We start from the raw sequence: 25,665 nt of genomic DNA on the forward strand, positions 1-25,665 counted from the left end.
GTTTAAGATCGTTGCAGCATGAAGGTTTGGTATTCCAAATCGTTAAACTGTTTATCCAGCATGACCAAACCAATGATGGTGGTAAGTAGCATGGTGACAGCAAAACCATAGCCATAGAAAACAGGGCCAAGTTCTATACTGATATGGGCAAATATGTAGTTACCCACCGCCATGAAAACCGTTAGGGCAAGTGCCGAGTAGCGTTTATCAAGGTAGTACATCACGTTAAGAATTGACATGACCAATACCTGCAAACTTACCCCCACTAAGTCGACATACAGTAAGTGAAGATAGGAGAGGTCAATGTTTAGCGCGACCAAAATATCTTCAGCCCACAGTAGCAATAGGGCGAGGGTCATGCCTTGCACTTTAAATATTTCATAAATACTCTGACGACACGCAAGTACCATACGGTCTTTTAGTAGGTAAATAGACTGTAGCGTTGCCCCTTCTCGGACTGAATCATAAAATTTTAAACACGCATCAGCAAAATCCGTTTCCATCCTCAGCATAAATACAGCCATACCGGGAACAATCGCCAGATAAGCGATGAAGATGGGTAAATCGTAGATATATGACGCGCGAAATAAATCGATAACTTGGTGGGAGGTCTCTTCCCTAAACCAAAAGACAAACTTATCTAGCCATACGCCAAGGTTGTAGAAAAAACCGCACAGTATTAGCGAGAAGAAGGTTTTCTTCGGATCTAAAAACTCAAACGAGACCAGTTGATTGGCGGGGTAGTCACGAATAACGTGGTAGAGGAAGGCAAACGTGAGTAATGCTTGGCATGAGGTAAAAATAAGCATCAAACCCAGCAAGCCATCTGAGGTATAAACAAAACTTAACCCGACCATTAAACCATAGCTGATCATCATGGTGATGAAGATACGGTAATACTCTTTCATCCCACTTAAGAAGATCAAGATTAACCACTGATTACAGAGCAGTACGAGCGAGGTGAAGATGGTGACTTTGACCGCCGGCTCTATATGATCAGAAAAAGCCATGATCCCGCCGCCAATGAATGCAGCAAGTACACTGGTGACAAGCATTGAGCCTAATAGGTTAGGGACAATTCTGTGTTCTTGTTTAGCAAAAATAAGATCCGAGATAAAACGGGTCAGCAATAGCTGGAATAGGCCACTAATGATGAGCGAGCCAGCCATTAGATAAGTGACCAATACTAAGAACTGAACGATGACGTAAGTGGGAAACACCCAACCGACACTGAGAATACCAATCGCAAGCAAGGCGAGAATAGACAATACCCAAGGCCCTGAGCTGATTAAGCCCGCGAGACCGTATGCTTCTAGCATTGAAAGGATGGTGTTCTTTTTTAGAATCTTCCTTAATTCAAACCCGATTCCCGCCATCAATGGCCTCCTGATAGAGTTTTCGGTACGAGTCGTACATCATTTTTTCATCGTAATAGCGTACGACACGAGCTTTCCCTATATCGCCTGCTTTACGCCATTGTTCTGCATCACCCAGCACTCGAGTAATCGCGTTAGCGCCATCAATCGGACTCGCAATGGGAATAATTTCACCGCAAGATCCAAGTGCAGCATCGTCACCTGCTGCGCCATCGATTATTTCACGGCAAGCACCTACCTCGGTTGCTATGCAAGGAATGCCTGCGGCCATGGCTTCAAGTAAAACCAATGGCTGTGCTTCACTAATAGAAGTCAGCATCATGACGCCAAGTTGAGGCATCATTTCTGCAACATTCTGGCTGCCTAACATTTTCACATTGTTTTCTAGCCCTAAGCTTTCAATTAAAAGTTCGCACTCATGAACATAATCGGTGTCTTCTTCTGTTGGGCCAATAATCCAACCTTCAACATCTGGCAGGGTTTCGACGGCCCCTCGAATAGTACGGATAAAGGTTTTGATGTCTTTAATCGGTACAACACGACCCACAAGGCCAACAACCATAGGCGGTGTTTCAGGGCGTAGCTTATAAGCTTCCCCAAATCGGGTTGTGTTGATTCCATTTACGATCACTTGAGTTCGACTATCGGGCGCACCATCTTTGTGTTGGCGTTGGCGGTTTCCCTCAAACAATGAGACGATTTTATTGGCCTGATGATAAGCCGTCAGGCCTAGTTGTTCAAAGAAGCGGATCCATGTTTTACGGGTTAAATCCATGCCCTTATGCATGCTGATATCAATAAGTTTATGGCGATCTTTGATCCAAGTTGCCTGCGCTAAATCGATTTTACGCTCTTTGGTATAGATGCCATGCTCGGTTAACAAGTATGGATTGTCAGTTCGCTTCTGACAGAGAGCGCCAAGAAAGCCCGCATAGCCAGTAGAGACGCTATGAAAAACTTTTGCATCGGGTAAATTTTGCGATATCTGCGATAAGATAAACAAGGGCTGATAGATGTTGCGATAAGTCCAAAAGTAATCAACAAAAGATTGGTGTTCAGCCGATGCCATATATCTATCGGTTAGTACATCCCAAGAAGCTTCGCTGTAGAGGAAGTCACTGAGCGTTAGTTGGTTATTTTTACCTAAAAAGTCGGAGACATCTTTCAGTAACTCTTCAGGGATCGGTGCATCGTTTTTATCAAAAAAGGATAAGAATTTTCCCCATGCATCGAAGAGCTTGCTGTTTCCTCTGCGTGCTTTGGGTTTCAAATTACCGTTATTAGCAAGCAGGTAGTGGACTTCAAACCCGACCACATTATCGGGAAAGTCATAAGCGGGTTTATCGTAAAAATCAGGGTGCCCACCTAAGAAAATCAAATGGAAATTGAACTCAGGTAAGCCACTGATAATTTGATGAACCCAACTCGATACGCCGCCTCGAACATACGGGTATGTCCCTTCGAGTAGTAGGCATATGTCGATGTCATTATCTTTATTCATGCCCAATATTCCTTTATTTGGCTGAGTTTTTCACCTTTTTGCTCGGGGAAGTAACTTATGTAATATTTGGCGGTTTCGTAATCGCCAGCCTCATAAGCCGCTTCAGCAAGGTAAGGTGCAACTTGCTTGACCCTCAAGCCTCCATCCATAGCTTGGGTTAAATATTGAAGTGCCTCTTTGGGACGTTGCTGCTCCAGCATGACTCGCCCTAGCAGCAAGTAGCTTGATGCATTCGATGAAATATTATTGGTGAGCGTGAGGTAGTGCTCTGCTTGATCTAAGTAGTGTTTGCGTAAAGCGCCTTCAGCAATGCCTAAGTAACATAGCTCCCAATATTGCTGGGCAATTTCATAAGCTTTACTGGCTTGTTCTTTATATTGGAACTGGCTCTTGAAAAGAGATATCGCCTCATTTATTTGAGATTCGATGGTTTCTAATGATGCATAAGCCAATAAGCGTACATCATCGGACAGATCTTTTAGTGCAAGCTGTAATAACGGTACGGCCTGGGGTTTGGGTAAATGACGAATCGCGCTTACCGCCAATAAACGTCGTTCAGGATCGTCGTTATGAAGCAATATCTCCCTTAGGGCTCCTGCACCAAATTGGGTGCTAGATAAGTCGCCAGGGCTTTGCGGTAGTGGTGCTTCTTCGCATTCTTGCCAGGTGATTAGGCTCTGTCTTCTCGGAATATATAATGCGACGAGCAAAGATGAAGCGGTACCTATCATGCCAACGAGAGGCAAGAAAAAATTGAACAAAAACAAAAAGCTTACAGAGCTTATTACCGGTGTTTTGTATTTATTAGGCAGCAAAATCCAACAGAGCAGGGTAAAGCTGGCACATGCCATTGCATGGCTTGAGATAAACCCAAGCCAATGCATCTGCGTCATATCTTTATTGAGCAGAGTGTAAAAGCCGATTGTTTCAAACGCGAGGGTCTGAAGGAATAGCCAAGCTTTCATCATAAGCTCCTAGTTCATCCATGAAGGCCGTGATCTCTGCATTGTCCGTGTCTAAAGAGAGTGGCCCGAGGATATCAATATCGCTGATAGCCTCTCCTATGGTGTTTTCCAGTAAATCGGTGACACGAGAAATGTATTGCTGGCTGTCGTATGTTGTTGTAAGGGGGAGTAAGACCACTAATACTGGCTTGTTCGAAAGTGACTTACATTTCCAGTAGACGTCAGCCCCTCGGCGGTAGTTGATCACGCTGTTTAATACATTGGCATGTTTCCCTGAGCTATCAACAAAGGCCACCATATTACTATCAGCGCCGTAATGGCGTTTATTGTATTTAGCCCGTGCCATGTAGTTTAAGAAGAGATTGCTCTGGTTGGCTTTCAGTATTGGGGTCAGTAAAGCATCACTGAGTAAGTCTGCAGCATGGTTCGCGACAAGTGAGAGTAGTGCTACATTAGCTGGTGTTAGCATGAAGAATTTTGCATTTTCCGCTAAAGCAACAGCTTGTAAATTACCCATAGTATCGAGTAGAGGAATGCAGAGTTGGTAACGGGATTTATGTACCTCATTTTCACCTAGGGTTGCCGGCGACAGTAACTTTTTGGATTCGAGCATATCTTGCAGCATAGGGTCTTTAATGATGAGCTGATGGTGATCCCCTATGATTGCCTGAGGTTGTTTCTCTATTTTGTTGTTAGTCACTTTATAAAGGCCTGCCACTTGTAATCCGCCTATTTCAGCAAGGAGGTTGAGCAGTGGATGCCCGATGTTTTCAATCCGCTTGTCAGCATGCGCGGAAGCAATTTTTTGTAAGGTATTGATACTGGCACGTAGGCTGATTGTTTGGCCCGCAGTTCGCTGTTCTAACTGATCGTGTGAGACTTTAAGCAGGTGATAGTTTTTGGTGAAGCTATCAAGCTTTTGGCTCATGTATTGATGATCGAGGATATGACGTTGATTGATATTGTGCCAATAATCTCGAAATTCACCTGCAATCATCGCTGTTAAAATTGTCCCAACAGCCAATGAGAAGGGGTAAAATTCAAGCACATTGGTGATCCGCATTGCTGTGGCTAAACCAGCGGTTGTGATTAGGGCACATATAAACCCTTTGGCAAACCCATAGCGAAGCGAGATCAAAAGGGGGCCAAAAATAGGCCAGAAAAAGTTATGATCTGTTGAGGTAGGGGCTAACGAATCTGACTTCATCCAAATAAAGATTGCCAGCAGTGCAATCACGGCGGTTTCCAGCCATGCAAAGCCATCTTCTTTAAAGCCAATAATGAAGCGGTGCCATAGTTTATTCATAAGCCTACTCGCAGAATCTATTTCTTTTTGAATCCACAATCGTTGTCATGCTATTTGAGTTTCTCAATATTGATCCCATCTAGCAGTTCATCGATCACTATATGCCCTGTGCCGCTAACACTTTCACGCCCCCAACCACCACGAGAGCCCGTTGCACGCCACAGTGTTGCTTTACTTCTTGCCGATTTAATCTCTAGCGTGATCCCAACTGCAGGCTCACCATCTAACCCGCTTTTATAGTGCCACTCTTCCACAGAGCCTGTAATTATGTAATCGACAGGTTGTGATGCTAACCACGCTTGTGCTTGTTTTCGTTTAGCTGAATCATCAATAATCACGGCGAGATCATTTGTGTTTAGCTCAGGATATATAGTGGCACGGATCCCTTTGGCGTAAAGCTGAGCATTGAGAATCTTCTCTGCTTTTTCTGCCGCCATTGGTGTATTCGAGTGGTTTGCCATAGGCATAATGGCCCAATTACTGTTTGCTGAAAATAACGGGCTATCTGGCACTTGATAGCTAGAACAGGCGCTTAACCCTGCAATTGAAGCGGCAAGTAAGATGCGTTTCATCTGACTTCTCCCTATTAGAAACTGTAGTAATAGCCAAAAGCTACTTTTAGCGACTCATCGCCATTTCGGTCTTGGCTTTGCCAATCAACACCCATGTAGAGTTCGTCATTGCCTATAATTCGCCAGCCGAGGCCAGCGCTTAGCGTCATATCAATTTGTTGTGCTTCTACGTTATAGCCAACTGAATTATCAAGCCAATAACGCGGTGACGGTACGGTCGCTCCAGGTACACCTGGCTCCCCATGCCATAAACGATGGCCAATCGATAATCGCTGATAACGTTCTGCAATAAAATCATTGGGTGTAAGCGGGCGGGGGCCTTGTTGCCACGTATTGACACCTTTCATAGGGCTAGAGCTGTGGTTGACCTGCTGCATGCTAAATTCGCTATAAACTTGCCATGCTGGGTCATTAAAGAAAAATTGTTCACTAGCGCGGATATTCATGTCCCAACCGCGGCCGATATCATCACCAAAACGCGTTGATAAATCATGAAGGCTGACTTGCATTGCTAGGTTTTCACGTGCTGTAGGTTGATAGTTCAGGTTGATACCAAGAACATTATCTTGCCCAGCAAGGGTCATTAATTGACTGGCCTCGAGATGATTGTTAATGCCTAATTTAATCCCACCAGACCAATAGCTTTTTAATTGGGTGCTAAATTCGGCTAATACACCTAGGCGTTGATCGCCAACACCCTGAGCGATATCTGCTTTAACAGCCCATGTGCTCTCATTTTGTTGCCAGTAAAAACCACCTCTTACTCGGAATTCATCATCAATGGGCGTTTTACCTAACAGCTCAGGGGTATCTGCTTGCTGGTAATCACTGCCTAGGCGGTAATAGCCGTTGTAGTGCGGCGCATAATAGTCAAGACTGAAGCGATTAATGTCCCATTGCGTGATGGCTGTGTGTTGGGCACGAACGCTGTGTGTTTTATTCGGGTGTTGATTGACATGATTCTTACGTAGTTGCTTTTCGGCCACTTCATCAGCGAGTGCGCCAATTTCCTGCTGCGCTTGTTGCCATGCTTGTTGGTGCCTACCAACGGCCTGTAGCGCGTAGTTTTTATCAGCAATGGGCAAGGTCAATGATTCAGTGAGGAGCTTTTCCATTGCTTCACGATCATGCTTCTCTATCGCAAAAGAGAGTTGCTGCCAATCCGGTAGTTGGTATTGGCTGAGCGCGGTTTTTTCGTGCCAATAAAGTGCAACATCAGGACGCCCTTGAGCAAGATAGTATTGGATTAACTCGGCGACATTATTGTTGCTTGGCTGAGCGAGCGTATTGGCTTCGACTAATTTAAGGGCTGTTTTGTCATCAACAAATAAAGCGATTAAGGCGCGGTGTGAAATGTCACCATCGGGTAGCTCAAGTAAAGATGTTGCCATATTTTTAGCGACGTACTGGCGTAATTGATATGCGCGATCGTATTGCTCGCGTAATTCAAGTAGTGACGCATAATTGAGTAATAAGGCTGCATCGGGGTGATCTGTGGCTTGTATTTGACGGCGATACCATAAGTCAGCTTCATCATTTCGACCAAGTTGTTGAGCACTTGCGGCAAACACAGACCAGAAATCAGCATTATTCGCCAGTGGTAGGCGATAACTCTCATAAAGGGTACGCAGCTTGTCTTGATCATTAGTGGCAATTAACCACCACATATAGCCATTGATTGCGGGCTGAAAGCCTGCATTCGTTGAGATAGCTTGCTGATAAAACTGGTGAGCTTTGGTAATTTGGCCTTGTTCGGCGGCAAGTTGAGCTCGGTAATAAGCGATTTCTGCTGTATGTGCCAAATTAGGGTCTTTATTAGCCAGAGCAAAAAGAGCAGCCGTTTTCGCTGAGTCTTTACTTCCATTGCTAGATCTAATCGCTAATAGTAAGAATTCACTATTGCCTGATTCTTGGTATAGACGGGTGAGTTCGTCGACATCATCCGCAGTAAAGGGGGCATGTAGTTGAATGTAACGATAAACATCGATATTAGCGGTAGAGCGTTGCATCAAATATTGCTGACTTCGCTGGGCCAGTTGTTTGTCACTACTGTCCCAGGCTAGTGCTGCAACCATCTTAAGGTAATCGTCATCGGCGACTTGCCAATCTGACGGTTCGGTTAATACCTGTAATGCAAGCTCTGGTTGATTGAGATAAATGTAGGCGTTGGCGAAGCGCATTGCTTCTGTGGTCGTCGGTTGGCGTAAACGTTTTAGTACATTTCGTTGCTGAATCACTTGCGTATGATCACTGTTATAAGAATACAGACGTGATTGATGGCTGATTAAAGCACTGTCATAAGGTCGCTTCGCAGAGAGTGATTTGACACTGCGCAGTGCAGCAGGTGTACCTTTGGCTTTTTCTAATGCATTTAACCACGCATCGTATTCGCTAGCTTTTAGCTTATTTGAATAGGCAAGTGCATTAAAGAAGGTACCTTCGTGATAGATATCACCCAGTGCTTTAGCTTCTTCAATACCTGCTCGTACTTGTGCTTCACTTGCGCCTTTTTTCAGTATGATCAAACTGGTTTTAAAGGCGTTAGGGATATCGCCCTGCCAGCGGTAAACTTTGTGTAATTTATCTAACGAATCAGGCGTAGGGTTTTGGTTAGTCGCCTGTGTTAATAAATCAGCGGCTAATGGTAAATTTCCCATTGCTATGGCTATATCAGCTGTATCCACTTGTAATTGCGGTGAAGGCGCTAACGTTAACAGTTGTTGTGACTTATTCATCGCAAGCTCGAGTTCACCTGCGGCTTTAGCATGTTCAATCACCAGCATTAAATATTGAGGCTGATTAGCCAGCGTGCCTTGATAGCTGTTAAAAAATTCAAGGTTAGCGGCTGCGTTGTTTGAGCTTTGGTTAAGTTTGATCAACGACGCAAGGGAATCGAGGCTTTGGTATTCAATAAAAGCTTCACGTTGTAGCTTGGCTGCGTTTTCATAATCTGACGTTTGCAATGCTAATTCAATAAGCTCTTTATAGCTTGTTTCGCCACTTTGAAGGTGGGGAGATAAAAATTTAAAGGCATAGTGTGGCATAGCCAGTGAAATCGCGGCATCAGCAAACTTTCTAGCCATGGTTGCTTCTGGGATGTAATCAATACTAGAGAAAAAGGTCGCAATTTCAGCACTGGCCGTTTGCTTTTCCTTAGGGGCATCTGAATAAGACTGCTGTAATAGAATATCTAAATATAAGCTGTGGCTGTGCCAATCACGTCGGTTGTCTGAATACAAAAGGATAGGAGACAGCGACTGTAATGCATCATCAGCCAGACCTAATTCATACTGGTTTTGGGCTTGCATGAACATAATGGTTCGATTTTGCGGCTCATGGCTTTCTAGCTCATTAAGAAAAGCGAGCGACACTTCAGGTGATGTAGAGCGAGAGATCAGTTTGACCAACATGGTTTTGGTTGGTGCAACAAGCCATAACGCCCAAAGTGATGTGAGCGTTAATATAACCAGCGACAACCGATTGACCAGTCGTATTCTTGGTGGTTTTTTGTTTGTTTTTTCTGACTCAAGCTTTTTCATATCAATAGAATTCAATCCTTCTACGGTGAAGGTAAAAAGGCTAAGGCTACATGTCGTTGCAGGTTAGTGAACCTTGAAAAACACCGATGTTGTTTGATTGATAACGTACCGTATTGGAGCGTAATTGTGTTTTGGTTAGTGCTTGATTGGTGCGTAGATTACACTTGCTGATATTGGCGAATTCGACTTCGAACGGTATATGGCTGTTAAACGCCCAATAAAGGGTATTTCCTTTTTTTAACCATTTGGTCAGTTGAGCATTTGCACTGTGAAGCCTTGGGGATTTTGGTTGTACTTTTGAGAACTGAAGCTGCGTACGCGCTTTATTCAGTACTAAATAGTTGCCATCAGGCCCTTGATTCCAGCCTGCTAATTCAGATAGTGGTGTGACAGGGTAACCGAGGATGTAAGGCGCTCGGATACTTTTTATACCCGTTGATGTGATTTGCCATTTTCCATCCAAGGTTTTGGCTAACCCAGTTTCATACAGAGTGCGGGCTCGTTCTGCGTATTCACTTAAATATAAAGGGGTAGTTTTTTGCTTTATTGCCCAGTCATAGACATTGGTTAAACCTTTAAGTGAGGCAGGATAAGCGCCAGAGTACATGTGGTAGTAGATTGAAATGGTTTTTAATCGGCGTGGTTCACCCAGTAATTTAAACGTTTCAACGGCGCGGCCATAACCATCATGATGCTCAGTCCATAAGTTAGTGTATAAATTTTCGTTAAGTACGGGCGCGTAAACATGAACCGCCGATGGATACCAAGTGATGGTTGGAGAGACTTGAGTGAAATTATCATTGCCTCTTACAACATAAGTATTACCGCCATTTACGTTGAGTAAGTTAGCCCTTTCGGCGATAGCTAAAATATCTTCTTTTGGATCAGCTTTACCCGACCATAAAACCAGTCGTGCTTTTTTATCCTTAGGGGCTAAATTTTTGTTGATATAGTTAATTGTACCAATTATTTCTTTTTCATAATCAACGGTATAACCAGGAATCGGCAGGTTTTCACCGTACGCGCTAGAGTCTACACTTTTATCGAAGTCCCAGAAAAAGGGGTGGCTAAAGGTATGAGAGGCAATTTCTACATGTGGTAACTTGAATATTTTCCGAGCTATCGCTTCTAGTTGCGGGCTTTCTTTTGGGTATAAGCCGCGTTTACTTACTTCACCTTCAATAACAGAGACCGTCTGGGGGAAAGTATATTTTTTAAAGACATGTTTAAGTAGCACCTCTGCGGTATAGGGCTTGCCTGGAAACCATCCTTTAGACGGGAAACCATCGCCATCGACATGGCTGGTTAGAATGCGGCGACCAGACTCCGTGGTCGTATCAGCTGCTGGGATCGGTGGGAGCTGTAAGATTTTATCAACAAGGCGAAATGGATCAATTTGCCATACCTCTGTCTCGTTTGCCAAGCTGGCAACTGGGAGTGGGTTTAAAATTGCGCCTCCCCAGCCAGCTTTGAAAAAGAGTGTAGACGTGTTTTTTCCCTGATCTTCAATCGTTATTAATGGCGTGATCGTATTTTGATCTATAGTGATTTTAGCTTGTGTTTCAAACTGACTAAAACGCAATGGGTAACGATTTCTAAGCCAAGCATGGCCAATTTTTAACGTAATTTTCCCACTTAAATCACCACTATTTTGAATGCCAAGCCGAGCTAACAGTGCATTATCAGTAGGAAGTTGATTGATAAATAAAACAGGTGTTTTAAATATAATGGTATCAAGCCATTGGGATAGCGCAGGTATGCGCTGGAAAGAAGCTTGCTCTAGCCAGATATAAACTGCAGCGTAACGGCTTATGTCTACTTGAGAAAAGTTGAAGTTATTTACATCTTGGCAGTCAGGTACATAGCCCTTGTATTCAATCGGCATCGCCATCATACGGTGACACTGTGAGCTGTTCATCGCGCCATATTGACTGTCGTAAAAGCCCAGGACTCGTTTAGCGATAGGCTGGATGGAACTGGTGCCAAATTCATACAAAAGTCCATCGCTGATATAAGGTGTATAACCTTCATCGATTAAGCGCTGTGCTGCTGCTTTTTGGCGCGCACGTTCAGAGGCGGGGATATAGTCGATTGCGATAGCTTCGATACCTCGTGCTTTGACTTCGGCTAACTTTCCTGCAAGCCAAGTACGATTCTTTTCACTGACTTTATGATAGGTCTGGTCGACGGGATGGTAGCTATCGTAAAGCGATTCAGCTGCAACAGCATAAATAGGCGCTTCAATTTGTGGGATAACTTCAAAACCACGGTTAAGGATTAACTTAGGTTGCGTTGGAAGCTGGTGGAAACTATCTATTATTTGAGTCAGCGCCTGTTGCTGAGCTGTTTGCTCTTGTTTTGAATCTGCAAATAGGTAGTAACTATCCAAGGTGTCGAGAAAGAGGCCATCAAAGCCTCTATCGGTCATCTTTTTTGCCTCAGTGAGTAAATGTTTTTGCCAAGCGGAGCTGGAAAGTGTCATTGCATGGCTTTGCCAGTTTTCATTTCTTGTCGGTGATGCATTGGCAAGTGTGTGAGGCAGTATTTTACCATCGTATTCCCCTACGCTTAGGTAAGCGAAAACAAGTGAACCTGCGGTATGTAGCGTTTGTATTTGTTTATCGGTAATGAGGTTGGCATTAACAACTACACGGTCATAGTTGATTAATTCACGCACCGAATCGACATCGTTATAGTAAAAAACGATTGATGGGGGAGTTTTCGCGAATACATTGAACGTAATGCTAATCAGCAATAATAGCGTCAATCGCATAGCAACAATCCTTTTGCGTGAAATGACATTTTTAGGCACATTCACCATGCCTCACAGTTATGATAGTAAGCCCAGCCTGATGAATTTGCTATGTATTTGTTAAAATCTTTATCGCAATGTAGTTGAAACGTGTTGGATCTAACACAATGATTTTAAGTTTGCAGGTCCAATTCCTTGTTAATAATTGAATCAAGCTCCCCATATGATCATGACAAGGTTACAATAGCGGTTATAAATGGCTTTGTGCCGACAGTTATTGGTAAGTGGAATGACACAAAAGAAAAAACAGGTAACAAAACCGAGTAAAGGATTGCACCCAAGAAACCCGCATCGTGCGCGTTATGATTTTCCTGCTCTCATCCAATCTAGCCCAGAATTGGCTCCTTTTGTTGCAGAAAACCGCTTTGGTGATCTCTCTGTCGACTTTTCTAACCCTTTGGCTGTGAAAGTGTTGAATAAAGCGTTATTGCGTCAGTTTTATCAGGTTGATTATTGGGATATTCCTGCTGGATTCTTATGCCCACCTATTCCTGGGCGTGCGGATTATCTTCATTACATCGCAGATTTATTAGCTAAATCAAATGATGGAGAGATCCCGCAAGGTCGCTTTATCACGGGGTTAGATGTTGGTGTTGGCGCGAACTGTGTTTACCCAATCGTTGGGCACCGTGTATATGGCTGGCGATTTGTAGGCGCAGATGTTGACCCTTTGTCGATTAAATCGGCCAAGTTTATCGTGAGTAGTAACAAGGCATTGAAAAATGGTGTGAAATTACGTTTGCAAAAAAATGCAGATCATATTTTCACCAACATGATTCAAGATGAAGATCTTTTTGATTTCACCTTATGTAACCCTCCGTTTCATGCATCAGAGGCTGAAGCGCTGGCGGGGAGCGAGCGAAAAGTACGTAACTTAGCAGCGAACTCGGCGAAAAAAGGTGGAAAAGCGGTAACGCCATCAAATAAAGCATCAAGATCACTTAACTTTGGTGGTCAAAAGGCTGAACTCTGGTGCGAGGGTGGTGAAGCGGCTTTCATTCAACGAATGATCAAGCAAAGCACACAGTGTGCTGAACAGGTTTTTTGGTTTACTACGCTAGTGTCGAAAAAAGATAATCTCCCTGCAATTTACCAACAGCTCAAAGTGGTAAATGCAGCGGATGTTCAGACCATTGAAATGGCACAAGGCCAGAAAATTACCCGTGTAGTTGCTTGGACTTTCTTAGATAAAGAACAACAGCAAGCGTGGCGTGAAGAGCGCTGGCTAAAGTAATCGCTTTGCTTACCCATTAATGATTAAAAAAGCGGCCTTGGCCGCTTTTTGTATTTTTGTCGTATACACCCTGTAAATACGTTAGCAATGCAATTATGCTTTATCGCTTAGGTTTGCGTAAGCGTGCAGTAATTCAGTGAGTACAGAAACCCAACCAAATGCATTTTCTGGTGCATTTTTTAAGATTTTCTCTACTTCTTCGCAGTGCTGTTCAAGTGTTACGGCCTCTTCTAAATTAAATGACAAAGCGTAGAAGTGCCATAGCAATAGGCGAGTCATGCGTTCAGTGTTTTGATGCGCATTCTCAGAGGCTTCAAATGCACCCTTCACTTCACCCAGTGCGATAGCTGTCATACGAAGCATGGCATCGAATTGTGCCGATTTTAGGCGGTCTTCGCTGTCGATTTCTTCTTGATCGAACGTGAACAACTCTTCCATCATCTCTTCTGGCACCATGCGGCTGAGTACACGCATACTGAATTCTTCCAGTTCGTGTCGTGGCATAGTAACAAGGCATTCAAATGTGTAATCGCGTTCCATAATACTTCTCCGAAGTGTCAACTTATCCAGACGGGACTGCGTGATAAAAAAGAGCGGGCGCGTATTCTGAGTGATTTTAGGCTTAATTACTACTGCTGTTTTATCAATAGATGGTGGGATTTAGGGGGTTACTGAATAATTTGAGCGGTGTAATCCTGACAATAAGATGACATCGTTTGCAAGCTGCTTTCATATAGTCGCTGTTTTTTGTGACCTATTCAGCGTATTCCTATGTCAGACCGCCAGTCATCCTCCGAGCCTCATAAAGCATCGCCTTCTTTTAGTGACAAGTCTTCTGACATCTCACATCCCGAAGGGGAGGTGTCTGAGAGCCCAAAAGATCCTAAGTTCATTCGGGGAGCCGGTAAGCGCAAGCGTATTATGTATGGTTTGCTAGCGGTGGGGCTGATTGTGCTCACAGCGATGGCGTTGCTAGGTTTTAGATTGCAACAAGTGGTGAGTGACAAGTTCACGGGGCAGTTGTGGCAGTTACCCTCGGTTGTGTATGCCCGTGAGCTGGTTTTACAGCCTGGTGCTAAAGTGCGTTACGAAGAAGTCCTTAATGAATTAAAGCAACTGAAGTATCAGCAAGTTCATGCTCCAAGTCGCTCCGGTGAGTATAAATCCTCGCGATTGAAGCTTGAGTTTGTCCGTCGTCCCTTTACGTTTAAAGAAGGAAAAGAAGACGAGCGACATGTAGTGGTGGAGTTCGATTACAGTTCCGTTAAACGTATTTCTGAGTGGATTGAACGCGGTGGTAAGAAAGAACTCAAGCAATTAGGCATTATTAGAATTGAGCCTAAAATGCTTGGGATGTTGGAGTCGCAAACAACAGAGCAACGGATTTATCTACCCAAAGATCAAATGCCTACTGCGCTAATTGATGCATTGATAACGACAGAAGATCGCGACTTTTATCAGCATGATGGCGTCTCGATTGTGGCTATTGGTCGTGCATTTGTTGCGAATATAAAAGCAGGGCGAACGGTGCAAGGGGGTAGTACCTTAACGCAGCAGTTGGCGAAAAACTTGTTTTTATCGAGTGAGCGCAGTTTATGGCGCAAGATCAAAGAGGCCTATATGGCGCTGATCATCGATCATAACTACGATAAAGACCAAATTCTCGATGCTTACTTAAATCAGGTTTACCTAGCGCAAAGTGGTAAGCAAGCCATTCACGGTTTTGCTATGGGGGCACGTTTCTATTTTGGCCGACCACTGTCTGAACTTCGTGTTGATCAGCAGGCCTTGCTGGTGGGGTTAGTCAAAGGGCCGTCTTATTATAATCCTTGGCGTTATCCTGAGCGTGCCACTGCGCGCCGTAATTTAGTGCTACGTATGATGCACGATAGCCAAATGATAGATAGTGCCAGCTATGAGCGAGCGATCCAGCGTCCATTAGATGTGCAAGAAAAAGGGCAGCTCTCTCGTCGACAACCTGCGTATTTTGATCAGCTACGCCGTGAACTGACTGAAGAAGTCGGCGATAAGTTTGAATCGGGTAAAGGGCTACGATTATTTACAACGCTTGACCCTTTGTCGCAAGAAAAAGCAGAAGAAGCTGTACGCGCTACTATGCCTAAACTGGCTAAAAAAGCGGGCGCTAATATAGAGAATGCTATCGTTATTGCCGATAGGAACACTGGTGAAGTTCGCGCTATGGTTGGCGGTAGTAAACCTGGCTATGCGGGGTTTAATCGTGCTATTGATGCGAAACGTCAAATTGGCTCTGTGGTAAAACCTGCGATTTATTTAGCAGCTTTATCGCAACCAGAGCGGTTTTCACTGGCAACCAGCCTAGAAGATAAACCACTGAAGTTAACAGGAGAGCGTGGTGAAATTTGGTCACCGCGAAATTATGATCGTCAGTACCGTGGTGCGGTGCCACTCTATCTGGCGTTGGCTAAGTCTTATAATATTCCAACGGTAAATTTGGGTATGGCCGTTGGCCTTGACGGCGTGATTGATACCATGGCGAAGTTGGGTGTCGATCGTAAGGAAATTCCGCCACTGCCTTCAATGTTATTAGGTGCGTTCACATTGACGCCGTTTGAAGTGACACAAATGTACCAGACCATCGCGAGTGGTGGGCGTAAAGCACAGTTGAAAGCCTTGAGTGCCGTGGTTACCAATGAAGGGGAAGTATTGTTTCAACAGTTACCTGTTGCGTCACAAGTTGTACCTGAGCAAGCGGCTTGGTTGACCATGTACGGCCTGCAAAAAGCGGTGACAGAAGGCACGGCACGCTATCTTAATGGCCAATTACCCTCATCGCGCTTAGCGGGTAAGACGGGGACATCAGATAAAGGACGTGACAGTTGGTATGTGGGCATTGATGGGCGTGAAGTCGTCACAGTATGGATGGGTAAAGACGATAATTCCAACTCTAATCTAACCGGGTCATCTGGCGCATTGCGTTTATATACCGACTATATATTACGCCGCGATCCTGAGCCGCTTGTTCAGCAACAGCCTTCTGGGATCTCGACCTTTGACTATCAACGCAATCAAAATGGTACCTATAGTCAGCGTTGTTTAGGGCAAGACCATTTTCCTGCTTGGGATCCAAACGGCACTTTGAAAGTGACGTGTGTGAAAAAAGTGCAGCGTTTCTTCCAGAATTTATTTGATTGGTAAACCTTGGATATCGACACGCCCTGTCTGTAAATTGCTCAGTAATAGATAGCGGGTCATAAGTCGCTTGGAGATACACGGATAGAATAAGAAAGCCGCGGTGTATGCTAACACCGCGGCTTTTTAGTGAGTTAATGGGATGGGGGTATGAAGCGAACTAACTGGCTGCATTCAAGCCTTGTTGCCAAAACGCCACTTCCATACGCGTCGCGGTTTTAAAAATCTCGCACAAACGCTGACCACGGCGGCTGTTTAACTCGACTTCTGCCAGCATATTGTTCAGACGCGTTATGGTTTTTTTCGCGCCTTGTTGAAAGTCTTCACTACCGTACATCTCGATCCAACTGGCATACGCATTCCCTTCGATTTTTGTTGCTGGCGACTGGATAAGCTGCTCACCAATAACGGCATAACCAATGGCACAAGGCGCAAGAGCAACATAAAGATCGAGTAAATCACCCGCCATACCTGTATCAAGTACGTAACGGGTATAAGCAACAGTCCCGAAATCTTCAAGTTCGGCTTCCATGTCCGATTCTGTTAAGCCCCATTGACCGCAATACGTCACGTGATGTTGAATTTCAGTCTCCAACAACGCTGAGAGGCTCGGCAGTGGTTCGCGCATATCAGCTAATGTCGGCGCTTTGTACACGGCCAGAGCATAAGCGCGTGCATAATGTTTTAAAAACAGAAAATCTTGCTTTAAGTAATGCAAATAAGCCGCTGCGTTTAAGGTGCCGTTAGCAAGCTCTTGAACAAAGCGATGTTGGGTGTAGTCCGTCCAATCTTGTTGGCAAGCGGCAATAAGATCCTGATAGTTCATGGTTGTCCTTTGTACCTGCTTAACTCAATAAGCAGGTAAATTTAAAAAGTGATTTGTTATGAGTGCTGGAGTAATGCGAGGTGTACAAGCACTAATATTGAGTTATAGAGTTGGAACATAATCTTGTGCTTTAGGGGCATGAGGGATAATTTTGTGCTTAAACATGAACTGTGCGAAATTGTTGTAACGAACAGGATCAATCGCAGCAGGACGCAGTGCGAACCTTGGTAGGGTGTCTTGCCATGCTCGGCGGTTTAATTCGTTGTTTAGCGTGTCTGGTGCATAGGCCGTGAACTCTTTCCACGCTTGGTCTGGATGATTTACGATATACTGTGTTGCCAGTTCAATCGCGGTGTTGAATTTCTTTAACGCGTCAGCGTCATAGCTGTTTTTATTCGCGACAACAACAAGCTCATCGTATGAAGGCACGCCATGTTCTTCTGGGAAGAAGGCCTTCGCTTGGTAACCTTCGAGTGCTAATTGATTCGTTTCAAAGTTACGCAAGCCACCCCAGATTGCATCGACTTTGCCAGATGCTAACGATGATGAAAGTGCCCAACCAACATTAATGATTTGTACGTCGTCAAATGCGACGCCTTCACTTTGAAGCATAGTGCCTATGGTCGCCTCTTCGTTACCCGCAATCGCAATACCAATTTTTTTGCCTTTTAAATCAGCAAGTGTCTTGATGTTGCCATTATCCAGTGTCATCAGCGTATTGAGTGGTGTGGCGATGAGTGTTGCAGAGCGAATAAGCGGCAAGCCAGCAGCCACGTCGGTTGTTAGGCTTGTCTGATATGAAATAGCCATATCAATTTTACCCGCAGCAACCAGTTTAGCTGGCACGCTAGGATCGGCAGGTTCTTGGATCTTAATGGTCAAACCTTGATCGCTAAAGAGGCCTCTTTCTTGGGCAATCACTATAGGGCCGTGGTTAGGGTTAACAAACCAATCTAGCATTAAGGTCATTTCTTTGTTTGTTGTCTCAGCTGCTGAAACTGCTGTGCTGGCGATGGTCGTAATGGCTAAGCCTAGTGCGAAAGCATACTTAGTAACTTTTTGTTGTGTGAACCAATTTTTCATATTGAGCCTTTATCGTAATCGTTATCTAGGAAGTAACTTATCTGGGTAAATACGCGTTAAAATTCAGGACACACAATCAATGAGTGTGATCCGTGTTTTGCCAAGGGATAAGACGTTTAAGTGCTTTATCCGCAAAAAAATAGAGCGCAATTGAGAATGACGCGAGAATGAATAGCGCGGCGAACATTTCGTCGATTAGCATACGCGCGTTAGCTTGCAGCATTAGGTAGCCTAAGCCTTCACTAGAGCCAACCCACTCGCCAACAACCGCACCGATAGGAGCCACAACCACTGCGACTCGAATACCCGATGCTAAAGCTGGTAAAGCAGCAGGCAGACGAATGTGACGTAACAATTGCCATTTATTGGCACTCATTGTTTTAGCCAGATCTAAATAGCCTGTTGGCGTATGACGTAATCCGTCGAAGCAGCAGGTGGTAACAGGGAAGAAAATGATGAGCGCAGCCATGACGATTTTGGACGCAATGCCATAGCCCAGCCAAAGCATCAATATAGGGGCAATGGCAAAGACAGGAATGGCTTGGCTGGCGATTAAAATAGGTAATAACCAACGTCTTAGCGGATCAAACAATAGCATCTGCAATGCAAACATTAGCCCCATAGAAAGCCCAAGTAACAGCCCTAATAAGACTTCAGATGCGGTGACAGATGCGTGATAAAACAAGACGTCATAGCGTTGAAGCAGTTTTTCAAACACAGCCATTGGCGTTGGTAGAATAAAGCTTGGCAACTTAAATAAAACAATGGCTAACTGCCATAACCCGAGGATGATAGCAGTGCTGATCAACAGGCGGATCACAGGGTGTGATCCCGTATTTGACCATGATTGTGTTCGTTGAGTTGCCTGCAAAGCAAGCTGAGGGTGATTAGCCATAATCTTGCTCCAAGCGTGTGATGATGTCTTGTTGATGTTGCGCGAGCTCTGCAGTGTAATCCCGTGGGGCTTGCCCTTGTGGCGTCGGAAGTGAAACCATCGCCGCAGGTGAACCTGACATGAGTAGGATTTGCTCACCAAGTCGCAATGCCTCTTGCGGATCATGGGTGATTAACAAGACGGTTTTATCTTTTAACAAGGTAGCGGCAAGTGTTTGTAATTTATGACGTGTCACGGCATCTAATGCCGAAAAAGGCTCATCCATTAACACGATAGGCTTGTCTTGCAACAGCGTACGAGCAAGTGCAACACGTTGTCGCATACCGCCCGATAAGCTTTCGGGACGGGTATGGATATGATCACCAAGGCCCACATGGTTAAGTAATTCGCGTGCGCGATCTTGGCTATTTTCTGCGGATTGTTTTGGGTTAAAGCGAGAGCTTAAACAAACGTTCTCAAGTACAGATAACCAAGGTAATAGAAGGTCTTGCTGCGCCATGTATGCCACACGCCCCTCAATAGGTTGATGGTCAGAGGCGGTTAATGAACCCTGCCAATCTGCTTGCTCGTCCAATAAGCCCGCCAATAAACGCAAAAGCGATGTTTTACCGCAACCACTCTTGCCTAAAATACAACTCCACTGGCCCTTTGGTAGCGTGAGGTTGAGTTGTGAAAAAAGTGTCTGTTCACTGCTGTGGTAGCGAAGTTCGCACTGCGTCAGCGTTACGGTTACACCCGCATGCTGTGCTGTGGGTTGAATCTTGGTTTGAATCATAGCGCTCATAGCTCTGCCCGTATCGATTATGCGGTTGGATCAAAATGACCCGCAAAGAAGTGATGAACAGGGCCGTGACCAGAGCCAATGTTTAATGAATCAGCATGGGATATAGCGTGTGAAATATAGCCTTTTGCGTGAGTGACTGCTGTGACTAAATCATGGCCTTGAGCAAGGTAAGAGGCGATGGCCGCGGAAAGGGTACAACCCGTGCCATGGGTATTGTTGGTCTGAATACGTTGAGTGCTAAAGCGGAACACATCATCGGCGGTAATAAGTAGATCGGTACTGGTTTCGCTTTGCTCTAGATGGCCGCCTTTTAACAATACGGTTCTGGTATTGAGCTGGCGTAGATCTTCGATTAACGCATCCATGTCAGCGTCTGACTGAGGAACATCGCAGCCGAGTAATGCCGCCGCTTCAGGTAGGTTAGGTGTAATGGTATCGGCTAAGGGAAGTAGGGTGTCTTTTAGCGACGAGATGGCATCTTGCTGGAGTAATAAGTCACCGCTAGTAGCGACCATGACAGGATCAATCACCACATGTTTAGGTTGATACTGTTTTAGTTTTTTGGCAACCATCGCGATGATCTTAGTATCGCTTAACATGCCAATTTTAACGGCTTTTACGTCTAAATCGGAGAAGATCGCATCAAGTTGCTGTTCAATGAACTCTGGTGAGATAGCTAAGATACCGCTGACACCGAGTGTGTTTTGTGCTGTCAACGCCGTGATAGCGGAACACGCGTAACCACCAGTGGCAGAGATTGCTTTTATGTCGGCTTGAATGCCTGCGCCGCCGCCACTGTCTGAGCCAGCGATAGTTAAAGTGATTGGTGTTTTAGATGGCGTTACCATAATTTATCCCTAAAAATAGATGTAGGGATAACAGGTGCCAATAGACCGATCTTGAGTGATCGCAATAGGGGACACAGCTGTTAGTTCCCTACGCCAGTGTTAACTGGATCAGGTTCAACGGGTCCCGCATTTGGTATAAATACCTTGCAGTCTCAGCCTAAGGCTCCCCGACTAACTTTCAATAACACACTGAAAATATCAATATGTTTAGCATTTTGTATGGCAGGGATTATAACGTAATCACGTAGATCATCTACCCTTATTCGAGATAATTTAACATTTAGTCATTAAGTGAAGAGAGAAAAATTCTTAGATAAAGTGGGATGAGGCAGGAATATGATGGCTAAATGGAAAGGTGAAGGATAAGTTTACAAATGATGAATAGCAAAAAGGCGCTAACTTAGCGCCCTTTTGAGTAATGTATTCGACTGAATTACATTTTTTTACAGTAAGCTGCGATAAGTACCATAGTCGTACCTGCTGCTTTACCGCTGATGTGTAGTGGGTTGTCGTTTAAACGAATGCCACGAACAGCAGTACCTTGTTTAACTACAAGGCTAGAACCTTTAACTGGAAGGTCTTTAATCACAGTAACGTTATCGCCAGCTTGTAGTGGTGTGCCGTTAACGTCAACAGTTTGGATTGATTCAAGCTCTTCAAGTGCGATGCCTTTTTCAGCCCATTCAACCATGTCTTCTTCCATGTACATCATGTCTTTAAGGTCTTGAGCCCAAGATTCTGATGCCGCAAGACGGTTAAGCATGCGGTAAGCCATGATTTGAACAGCTGGAGTTTGGCTCCACATGCTGTCGTTAAGACAACGCCAGTGGTTAGCTTCAACTGTATCTGCATCTTCGATTTGTCCACGACAAGTATCACAAACCATTACACAACAACCAGCAGTTTGATCCGGTGATGCTGGCACTTCATAAACACTTAGGTTGCTGTCTGAAGAACAAAGCTCACACTTAGATTCGCTGCGTTGTTTTAGAATATTTTCAATAGTCATTAGAAATTGTCCGTAGATTTTGTGAGGCCGTATTATGCCACCATTTAGTGAATTTGGAAGGCAAATGGGCATATATCACACAATTATATTGTAGCGACATACGGTTTAGTACAGCAGAAATAGCTCAAAAGTAAAAAAACGCAATTAATTATAGTTACAGCTATAAAGAAAAAGCATAATTAGCCGATGTTTAATAGCATGCAAACAACATAATTAGAACATACACAAAGGATGATCATGAAAAAGGCCATTGTACTTATTAGCTTAGTAGCCCTATTTGGCTGCACAGAAGAAGAAATCAAAGACACACTGTCAGGAAAAACCAAAGTTTTTGCGGTCGAGAGCATAAATGTTGAAGGTGTTACTGGCTTAGATGATGGTACTTATTCGGTTACAGATGACCATTTTAAGAATATTTTACCCGACGTGTTTCCGAATGGCACAAAGAGTGATTTAGATAACTACGGGATTGGTACTCATGGATCTTCATGTGCGAAGATCGATACCACAACACCTGTGTGTTTTGAAGATGGAAAAAGCTGTACACCATCTGAGATGAAGCAATTGAACCTGAAGGTTTACAAAATTAATATTACTGATATCAAGTCTGCCTATGAGAATGCGAAATTTTTCCCAACATTGGCGACACAATTAGGTATTGAAGGCCTAAACCAGATTGATATTGAAGAAGTTAATTGTCCATAGCTTAATGCTTCTTGATAACTAACAGAGCAGACCGCACTTCTTAGGTGCGGTTTTTTTTGGAAAATTTCGGCAAATACGGTTCTTCTTGGTTATAGGTTGCGGTTCTTTCATTTGTTTTAATGATGCATCTCGAAAAGACGAATAGCAGTGGTTGGGTGGTGTACACAATGTGATTAGATCCCGCTATTAAAAGGATGTTAGTAGTGAGAAAAGCATGTTTCAGAAAACAATTTGCTTCGCAGTTGGGCTAGGAATAGCGAGTCTATCTTTACCTTTATGCGCACAAGAATTTAATATTGCGCCTCGGATCATTGATGGTGACATCGCCACGCTTGCAGATAATCCATGGATGGCCTCACTAAGGCTTAGTGTTAGCAATGAACACCCGATGTGTGGTGGTACAATTATCGCTCGTAATTGGGTATTAACAGCTGCGCATTGTGTTGTTCACCCGAAAACAAATGGTGCTATTGAATCAGATTTTTTTGTACTTAAACCCTATCAAATCAGTATTACCGTAGGTGAAGCAACATTATCAAATGCACAAATCGATGATTATTATTCAGTATCCCATGTTGTGGTTCACCCGAAATACACGCGTTTACCCAAAATTGTAAACAGCTTACAGCCTGATGGATCTGTTGAGTCGGATGTGAAATCACTCGCATTAGACAGTGATATCGCTTTACTGCGTGTTAATCGTTCTTTCCCTATTGCGTTAACGCCTATCACACTGGCTAATCCCCAAATAGCGACAGATTTTGATCGTGCGTTAGGAGAAGCATGGGATGAAGGGAAACGGCCTGCAAACCTGACTGTCACAGGCTGGGGAGCAACCGCAATTGATGGTAGCGGTGATTCAGCCGCAGACACATTGCAAACGGCCAACGTCGCTTATTTACCTATGAACATTTGTTTTGAGCGGTTAGAAAGTGGTGATGATGATCCATCGATCGTTGATAGCCCGTTTAACCTCACTAAAATTTGTTCACTCCCATCAAAAATTAGCACTCCCCCTGTAGAAGAGACTGAAGATTTGCCACCTTATGGTCCCGATGTCTGTAAAGGGGACAGTGGTGGCCCTGTAACGGTTAAAGATTCTCAGGATAAGGTTATTCAATTAGGGATCATGAGTGGTGTACCCGGTGGTTCGCCCTTGTGTGGCTCTATCAATCGACCTGCTTTTTATACCCGAATGGGAACATATTATAATTGGGTACAGGGATATTTGAATAACGGCGCGCCAAGTGACCCTGTCACACCGCCAGATTTTATTAAAGATGACCCGAACAACCCAGACGGAAATAAGAAATGTAATTCTAATGCCGAAGGGGTTTCACCGAACAATTGTAACTTTATCGAGCATGAGGGTGGCGGCTCAGTGCCTTGGTATATCGGATTACTGCTAGGGGCGGTTGCATTTGTGAGGCGAAGAAAGCGTTAATACCAATCTGGGTAAGTAAATGTTCAGGTGATTGCGCAGGAAAAAACACTGAGAACAAGGCGTAGATTGCAGATAGCTAGTTGTTCTATCTACAAAATCTATAACGCAGTTATCATTGATTTTAACCAGCAAGAACGATCAGTTACTTAGTTAGATTGGTATAAATCATAAGATTGTCGAGAGAGTCGAGAGAATCGACAACAAGAGAAGACTAAAATAGGGTAGATAAAAAGCCACTGACAGTGAATGTACAGTGGCTTTTCGCGTTCATTAACGATCAATAAATCAATCGTTATAAATGGTTATCGACGGAAAGTAATCGCTTCTTTTTCATCTAATGTAATGTGGGTTGTTGCTGGTTGTGTTTCAGCAATCACCTTACCACCACGAATAGAGAAGCGAACGGGTACTTGGCGGCGAACGGCATCGAAACCATTTTCAGCTGGCAAGATAAGTAAATTAGCGGCTTTGCCTTGCTCGATACCGTACTCAGATAGAATATTTAAAGTACGAGCCGATTTCACACTGATTAAATCTAATGATTGATTAATCTGATCGTAGCCCATTACCTGACACACATGCAGCCCCATATGCAGAACTTGTAGCATGTTTGCTGTGCCTAATGGATACCAAGGGTCGAAAACATCATCATGACCAAAGCAGACATTAATATCAGCCGCAAGCATCTCTTTTACGCGCGTAATACCACGACGTTTCGGGTAGTCATCAAAGCGGCCTTGCAGGTGAATGTTCACCAATGGGTTGGCAACAAAGTTGATGCCAGACATCTTTAGCAAACGGAATAAGCGAGACGCATAAGCACCATTGTATGAATGCATTGCCGTTGTATGGCTTGCTGTTACGCGATCGCCCATTTCGTATTTGTGTGCTAGAGCAGCAAGGGTTTCCACAAAACGCGATTGTTCATCATCAATTTCATCACAATGTACATCAATTAAGCGGTCGTATTTGCGCGCTAATTCGAAAGCAAAGTGCAGAGACTCAATGCCGTATTCTCGGGTAAATTCGAAATGTGGAATAGCGCCAACAACGTCAGCACCCAGTTTTACCGCTTCTTCAAGCAGTTCTTTACCATTCGGGTACGACAAGATACCTTCTTGTGGGAATGCCACTATCTGGATATCAACCCATTCCTTCATTTCTTCTTTTACTTCCAACATGGCTTTTAGCGCAATCAGTGTTGGGTCAGAAACATCGACATGGGTACGCACATGTTGAACACCGTTAGCGATCTGCCATTTTAGCGTTTGTTTGGCGCGTGTTTTTACATCTTCTACCGAAAGCAGGGCTTTACGCTCAGACCAGCGCTCAATACCTTCAAAAAGCGTACCTGAAATATTCCAGCTTGGTTCACCCGCGGTTTGGGTTGTATCAAGGTGAACATGAGGTTCACAGAAAGGCGGCATAGCCATGCCACCTTCACCATCAAGCACATTGCCTTCAAATGCAATCGCTTCATCAGCTGGTGCAATCTTAGAAAACTGACCGTTCTCAATGAGGATTTGATGCAGGCCTTCCTTGCCTTGGATTGTAACGTTTTTAATGAGCATTTCTGACTGTTGCATCGCCATATA

At 44.2% G+C, this 25,665-nt stretch carries 19 protein-coding genes and 1 riboswitch; of the genes, 4 read left to right on the forward strand and 15 right to left on the reverse strand.

Going from position 1 to position 25,665, the window contains the following annotated elements; translation table 11 throughout:
• Window positions 1-2: 2 nt before the first annotated feature.
• The 7 genes from pelG to L4C35_RS13720 are packed head-to-tail and all read right to left on the reverse strand — an operon-like array spanning window position 3 to window position 12,032.
• On the reverse strand, window positions 3-1,376 hold the full coding sequence (gene pelG, locus L4C35_RS13690) for an exopolysaccharide Pel transporter PelG (RefSeq protein WP_428463404.1): 1,374 nt from the start codon (window positions 1,374-1,376) through the stop codon (window positions 3-5).
• A complete protein-coding gene (gene pelF / locus L4C35_RS13695; protein WP_428463405.1) occupies window positions 1,357-2,877 on the reverse strand; it encodes a GT4 family glycosyltransferase PelF in 1,521 nt (506 codons plus the stop codon). The genes pelG and pelF overlap by 20 nt, the downstream gene beginning before the upstream one ends.
• Window positions 2,874-3,842: a tetratricopeptide repeat protein gene (locus L4C35_RS13700; RefSeq protein WP_428463406.1), complete on the reverse strand. Its 969-nt coding sequence runs from the start codon at window positions 3,840-3,842 to the stop codon at window positions 2,874-2,876. The genes pelF and L4C35_RS13700 overlap by 4 nt, the downstream gene beginning before the upstream one ends.
• Complete coding sequence (locus L4C35_RS13705; RefSeq protein WP_428463407.1) at window positions 3,805-5,148, reverse strand: PelD GGDEF domain-containing protein; 1,344 nt, start codon at window positions 5,146-5,148, stop codon at window positions 3,805-3,807. The genes L4C35_RS13700 and L4C35_RS13705 overlap by 38 nt, the downstream gene beginning before the upstream one ends.
• A 50-nt stretch (window positions 5,149-5,198) precedes the next feature.
• Window positions 5,199-5,720, reverse strand: coding sequence for a hypothetical protein (locus tag L4C35_RS13710; RefSeq protein ID WP_428463408.1), 522 nt, complete (start codon window positions 5,718-5,720; stop codon window positions 5,199-5,201).
• A 14-nt stretch (window positions 5,721-5,734) separates the two neighbouring features.
• On the reverse strand, window positions 5,735-9,259 hold the full coding sequence (locus L4C35_RS13715) for a tetratricopeptide repeat protein (RefSeq protein ID WP_428463409.1): 3,525 nt from the start codon (window positions 9,257-9,259) through the stop codon (window positions 5,735-5,737).
• 46 nt (window positions 9,260-9,305) lie between these two features.
• Complete coding sequence (locus L4C35_RS13720; protein WP_428463410.1) at window positions 9,306-12,032, reverse strand: bifunctional glycoside hydrolase/polysaccharide deacetylase family protein; 2,727 nt, start codon at window positions 12,030-12,032, stop codon at window positions 9,306-9,308.
• Window positions 12,033-12,300: 268 nt separating this feature from the next.
• Between L4C35_RS13720 and rlmF the strand changes: the two genes are divergently transcribed.
• Window positions 12,301-13,305, forward strand: a complete 1,005-nt coding sequence (rlmF, locus tag L4C35_RS13725) for a 23S rRNA (adenine(1618)-N(6))-methyltransferase RlmF (RefSeq protein ID WP_428463411.1) — start codon at window positions 12,301-12,303, stop codon at window positions 13,303-13,305.
• A gap of 93 nt (window positions 13,306-13,398) precedes the next feature.
• Here rlmF and L4C35_RS13730 read toward each other — a convergent pair whose 3' ends face one another.
• Complete coding sequence (locus tag L4C35_RS13730) at window positions 13,399-13,845, reverse strand: exoribonuclease R (protein WP_428463412.1); 447 nt, start codon at window positions 13,843-13,845, stop codon at window positions 13,399-13,401.
• Window positions 13,846-14,076: 231 nt separating this feature from the next.
• Here L4C35_RS13730 and mrcB point away from each other — a divergent pair, with 231 nt between their 5' ends.
• A complete protein-coding gene (gene mrcB, locus L4C35_RS13735) occupies window positions 14,077-16,482 on the forward strand; it encodes a penicillin-binding protein 1B (protein WP_428463413.1) in 2,406 nt (801 codons plus the stop codon).
• Window positions 16,483-16,636: 154 nt separating this feature from the next.
• On the opposite strand, the gene tenA is transcribed toward mrcB, so the two are convergent.
• The 6 genes from tenA to L4C35_RS13765 all read right to left on the reverse strand — a co-directional run bounded on the left by tenA (window position 16,637) and on the right by L4C35_RS13765 (window position 21,921).
• Complete coding sequence (tenA, locus tag L4C35_RS13740) at window positions 16,637-17,302, reverse strand: thiaminase II (protein ID WP_428463414.1); 666 nt, start codon at window positions 17,300-17,302, stop codon at window positions 16,637-16,639.
• A gap of 102 nt (window positions 17,303-17,404) precedes the next feature.
• Window positions 17,405-18,385: an ABC transporter substrate-binding protein gene (locus tag L4C35_RS13745; protein WP_428463415.1), complete on the reverse strand. Its 981-nt coding sequence runs from the start codon at window positions 18,383-18,385 to the stop codon at window positions 17,405-17,407.
• 76 nt (window positions 18,386-18,461) lie between these two features.
• Complete coding sequence (locus L4C35_RS13750; protein ID WP_428463416.1) at window positions 18,462-19,280, reverse strand: ABC transporter permease; 819 nt, start codon at window positions 19,278-19,280, stop codon at window positions 18,462-18,464.
• Window positions 19,273-20,055 carry an ABC transporter ATP-binding protein gene (locus tag L4C35_RS13755; protein ID WP_428463687.1) on the reverse strand — a complete coding sequence of 261 codons (783 nt, stop codon included), beginning with the start codon at window positions 20,053-20,055 and terminating at the stop codon, window positions 19,273-19,275. The genes L4C35_RS13750 and L4C35_RS13755 overlap by 8 nt, the downstream gene beginning before the upstream one ends.
• A 26-nt stretch (window positions 20,056-20,081) precedes the next feature.
• Complete coding sequence (gene thiD, locus L4C35_RS13760) at window positions 20,082-20,912, reverse strand: bifunctional hydroxymethylpyrimidine kinase/phosphomethylpyrimidine kinase (protein ID WP_428463417.1); 831 nt, start codon at window positions 20,910-20,912, stop codon at window positions 20,082-20,084.
• Between the two features lie 68 nt (window positions 20,913-20,980).
• Window positions 20,981-21,092: riboswitch (TPP riboswitch) on the reverse strand.
• Window positions 21,093-21,345: 253 nt separating this feature from the next.
• Complete coding sequence (locus L4C35_RS13765) at window positions 21,346-21,921, reverse strand: PhnA domain-containing protein (protein ID WP_048897709.1); 576 nt, start codon at window positions 21,919-21,921, stop codon at window positions 21,346-21,348.
• A 237-nt stretch (window positions 21,922-22,158) separates the two neighbouring features.
• Here L4C35_RS13765 and L4C35_RS13770 point away from each other — a divergent pair, with 237 nt between their 5' ends.
• The gene (locus tag L4C35_RS13770) at window positions 22,159-22,626 is read left to right on the forward strand and encodes a hypothetical protein (protein ID WP_428463418.1); all 468 of its coding nucleotides are present in this window, start codon (window positions 22,159-22,161) and stop codon (window positions 22,624-22,626) included.
• A 214-nt stretch (window positions 22,627-22,840) separates the two neighbouring features.
• The gene (locus tag L4C35_RS13775) at window positions 22,841-24,070 is read left to right on the forward strand and encodes a trypsin-like serine protease (protein WP_428463419.1); all 1,230 of its coding nucleotides are present in this window, start codon (window positions 22,841-22,843) and stop codon (window positions 24,068-24,070) included.
• A gap of 302 nt (window positions 24,071-24,372) precedes the next feature.
• On the opposite strand, the gene L4C35_RS13780 is transcribed toward L4C35_RS13775, so the two are convergent.
• Window positions 24,373-25,656 carry a cytosine deaminase gene (locus L4C35_RS13780; protein WP_428463420.1) on the reverse strand — a complete coding sequence of 428 codons (1,284 nt, stop codon included), beginning with the start codon at window positions 25,654-25,656 and terminating at the stop codon, window positions 24,373-24,375.
• Between the last annotated feature and the right edge of the window lie 9 nt (window positions 25,657-25,665).

Origin of the sequence: Photobacterium kagoshimensis, from assembly GCF_050337045.1 — a bacterium.
Taxonomy (GTDB): Bacteria; Pseudomonadota; Gammaproteobacteria; order Enterobacterales; family Vibrionaceae; genus Photobacterium; species Photobacterium kagoshimensis.

Excerpts from the sequence above, each read along its gene's own strand:
- L4C35_RS13780 (WP_428463420.1), bottom strand. The coding sequence starts at position 25,656 with ATGCAACAGTCAGAAATGCTCATTAAAAACGTTACAATCCAAGGCAAG.
- mrcB (WP_428463413.1), top strand. The coding sequence starts at position 14,077 with ATGTCAGACCGCCAGTCATCCTCCGAGCCTCATAAAGCATCGCCTTCT.
- L4C35_RS13765 (WP_048897709.1), bottom strand. The coding sequence starts at position 21,921 with ATGACTATTGAAAATATTCTAAAACAACGCAGCGAATCTAAGTGTGAG.
- L4C35_RS13730 (WP_428463412.1), bottom strand. The coding sequence starts at position 13,845 with ATGGAACGCGATTACACATTTGAATGCCTTGTTACTATGCCACGACAC.
- L4C35_RS13705 (WP_428463407.1), bottom strand. The coding sequence starts at position 5,148 with ATGAATAAACTATGGCACCGCTTCATTATTGGCTTTAAAGAAGATGGC.
- L4C35_RS13750 (WP_428463416.1), bottom strand. The coding sequence starts at position 19,280 with ATGGCTAATCACCCTCAGCTTGCTTTGCAGGCAACTCAACGAACACAA.
- L4C35_RS13755 (WP_428463687.1), bottom strand. The coding sequence starts at position 20,055 with ATGATTCAAACCAAGATTCAACCCACAGCACAGCATGCGGGTGTAACC.
- L4C35_RS13720 (WP_428463410.1), bottom strand. The coding sequence starts at position 12,032 with ATGCGATTGACGCTATTATTGCTGATTAGCATTACGTTCAATGTATTC.
- L4C35_RS13700 (WP_428463406.1), bottom strand. The coding sequence starts at position 3,842 with ATGAAAGCTTGGCTATTCCTTCAGACCCTCGCGTTTGAAACAATCGGC.
- tenA (WP_428463414.1), bottom strand. The coding sequence starts at position 17,302 with ATGAACTATCAGGATCTTATTGCCGCTTGCCAACAAGATTGGACGGAC.
- L4C35_RS13745 (WP_428463415.1), bottom strand. The coding sequence starts at position 18,385 with ATGAAAAATTGGTTCACACAACAAAAAGTTACTAAGTATGCTTTCGCA.
- thiD (WP_428463417.1), bottom strand. The coding sequence starts at position 20,912 with ATGGTAACGCCATCTAAAACACCAATCACTTTAACTATCGCTGGCTCA.
- L4C35_RS13775 (WP_428463419.1), top strand. The coding sequence starts at position 22,841 with ATGTTTCAGAAAACAATTTGCTTCGCAGTTGGGCTAGGAATAGCGAGT.
- L4C35_RS13770 (WP_428463418.1), top strand. The coding sequence starts at position 22,159 with ATGAAAAAGGCCATTGTACTTATTAGCTTAGTAGCCCTATTTGGCTGC.
- L4C35_RS13710 (WP_428463408.1), bottom strand. The coding sequence starts at position 5,720 with ATGAAACGCATCTTACTTGCCGCTTCAATTGCAGGGTTAAGCGCCTGT.
- pelF (WP_428463405.1), bottom strand. The coding sequence starts at position 2,877 with ATGAATAAAGATAATGACATCGACATATGCCTACTACTCGAAGGGACA.
- pelG (WP_428463404.1), bottom strand. The coding sequence starts at position 1,376 with ATGGCGGGAATCGGGTTTGAATTAAGGAAGATTCTAAAAAAGAACACC.
- rlmF (WP_428463411.1), top strand. The coding sequence starts at position 12,301 with ATGACACAAAAGAAAAAACAGGTAACAAAACCGAGTAAAGGATTGCAC.
- L4C35_RS13715 (WP_428463409.1), bottom strand. The coding sequence starts at position 9,259 with ATGAAAAAGCTTGAGTCAGAAAAAACAAACAAAAAACCACCAAGAATA.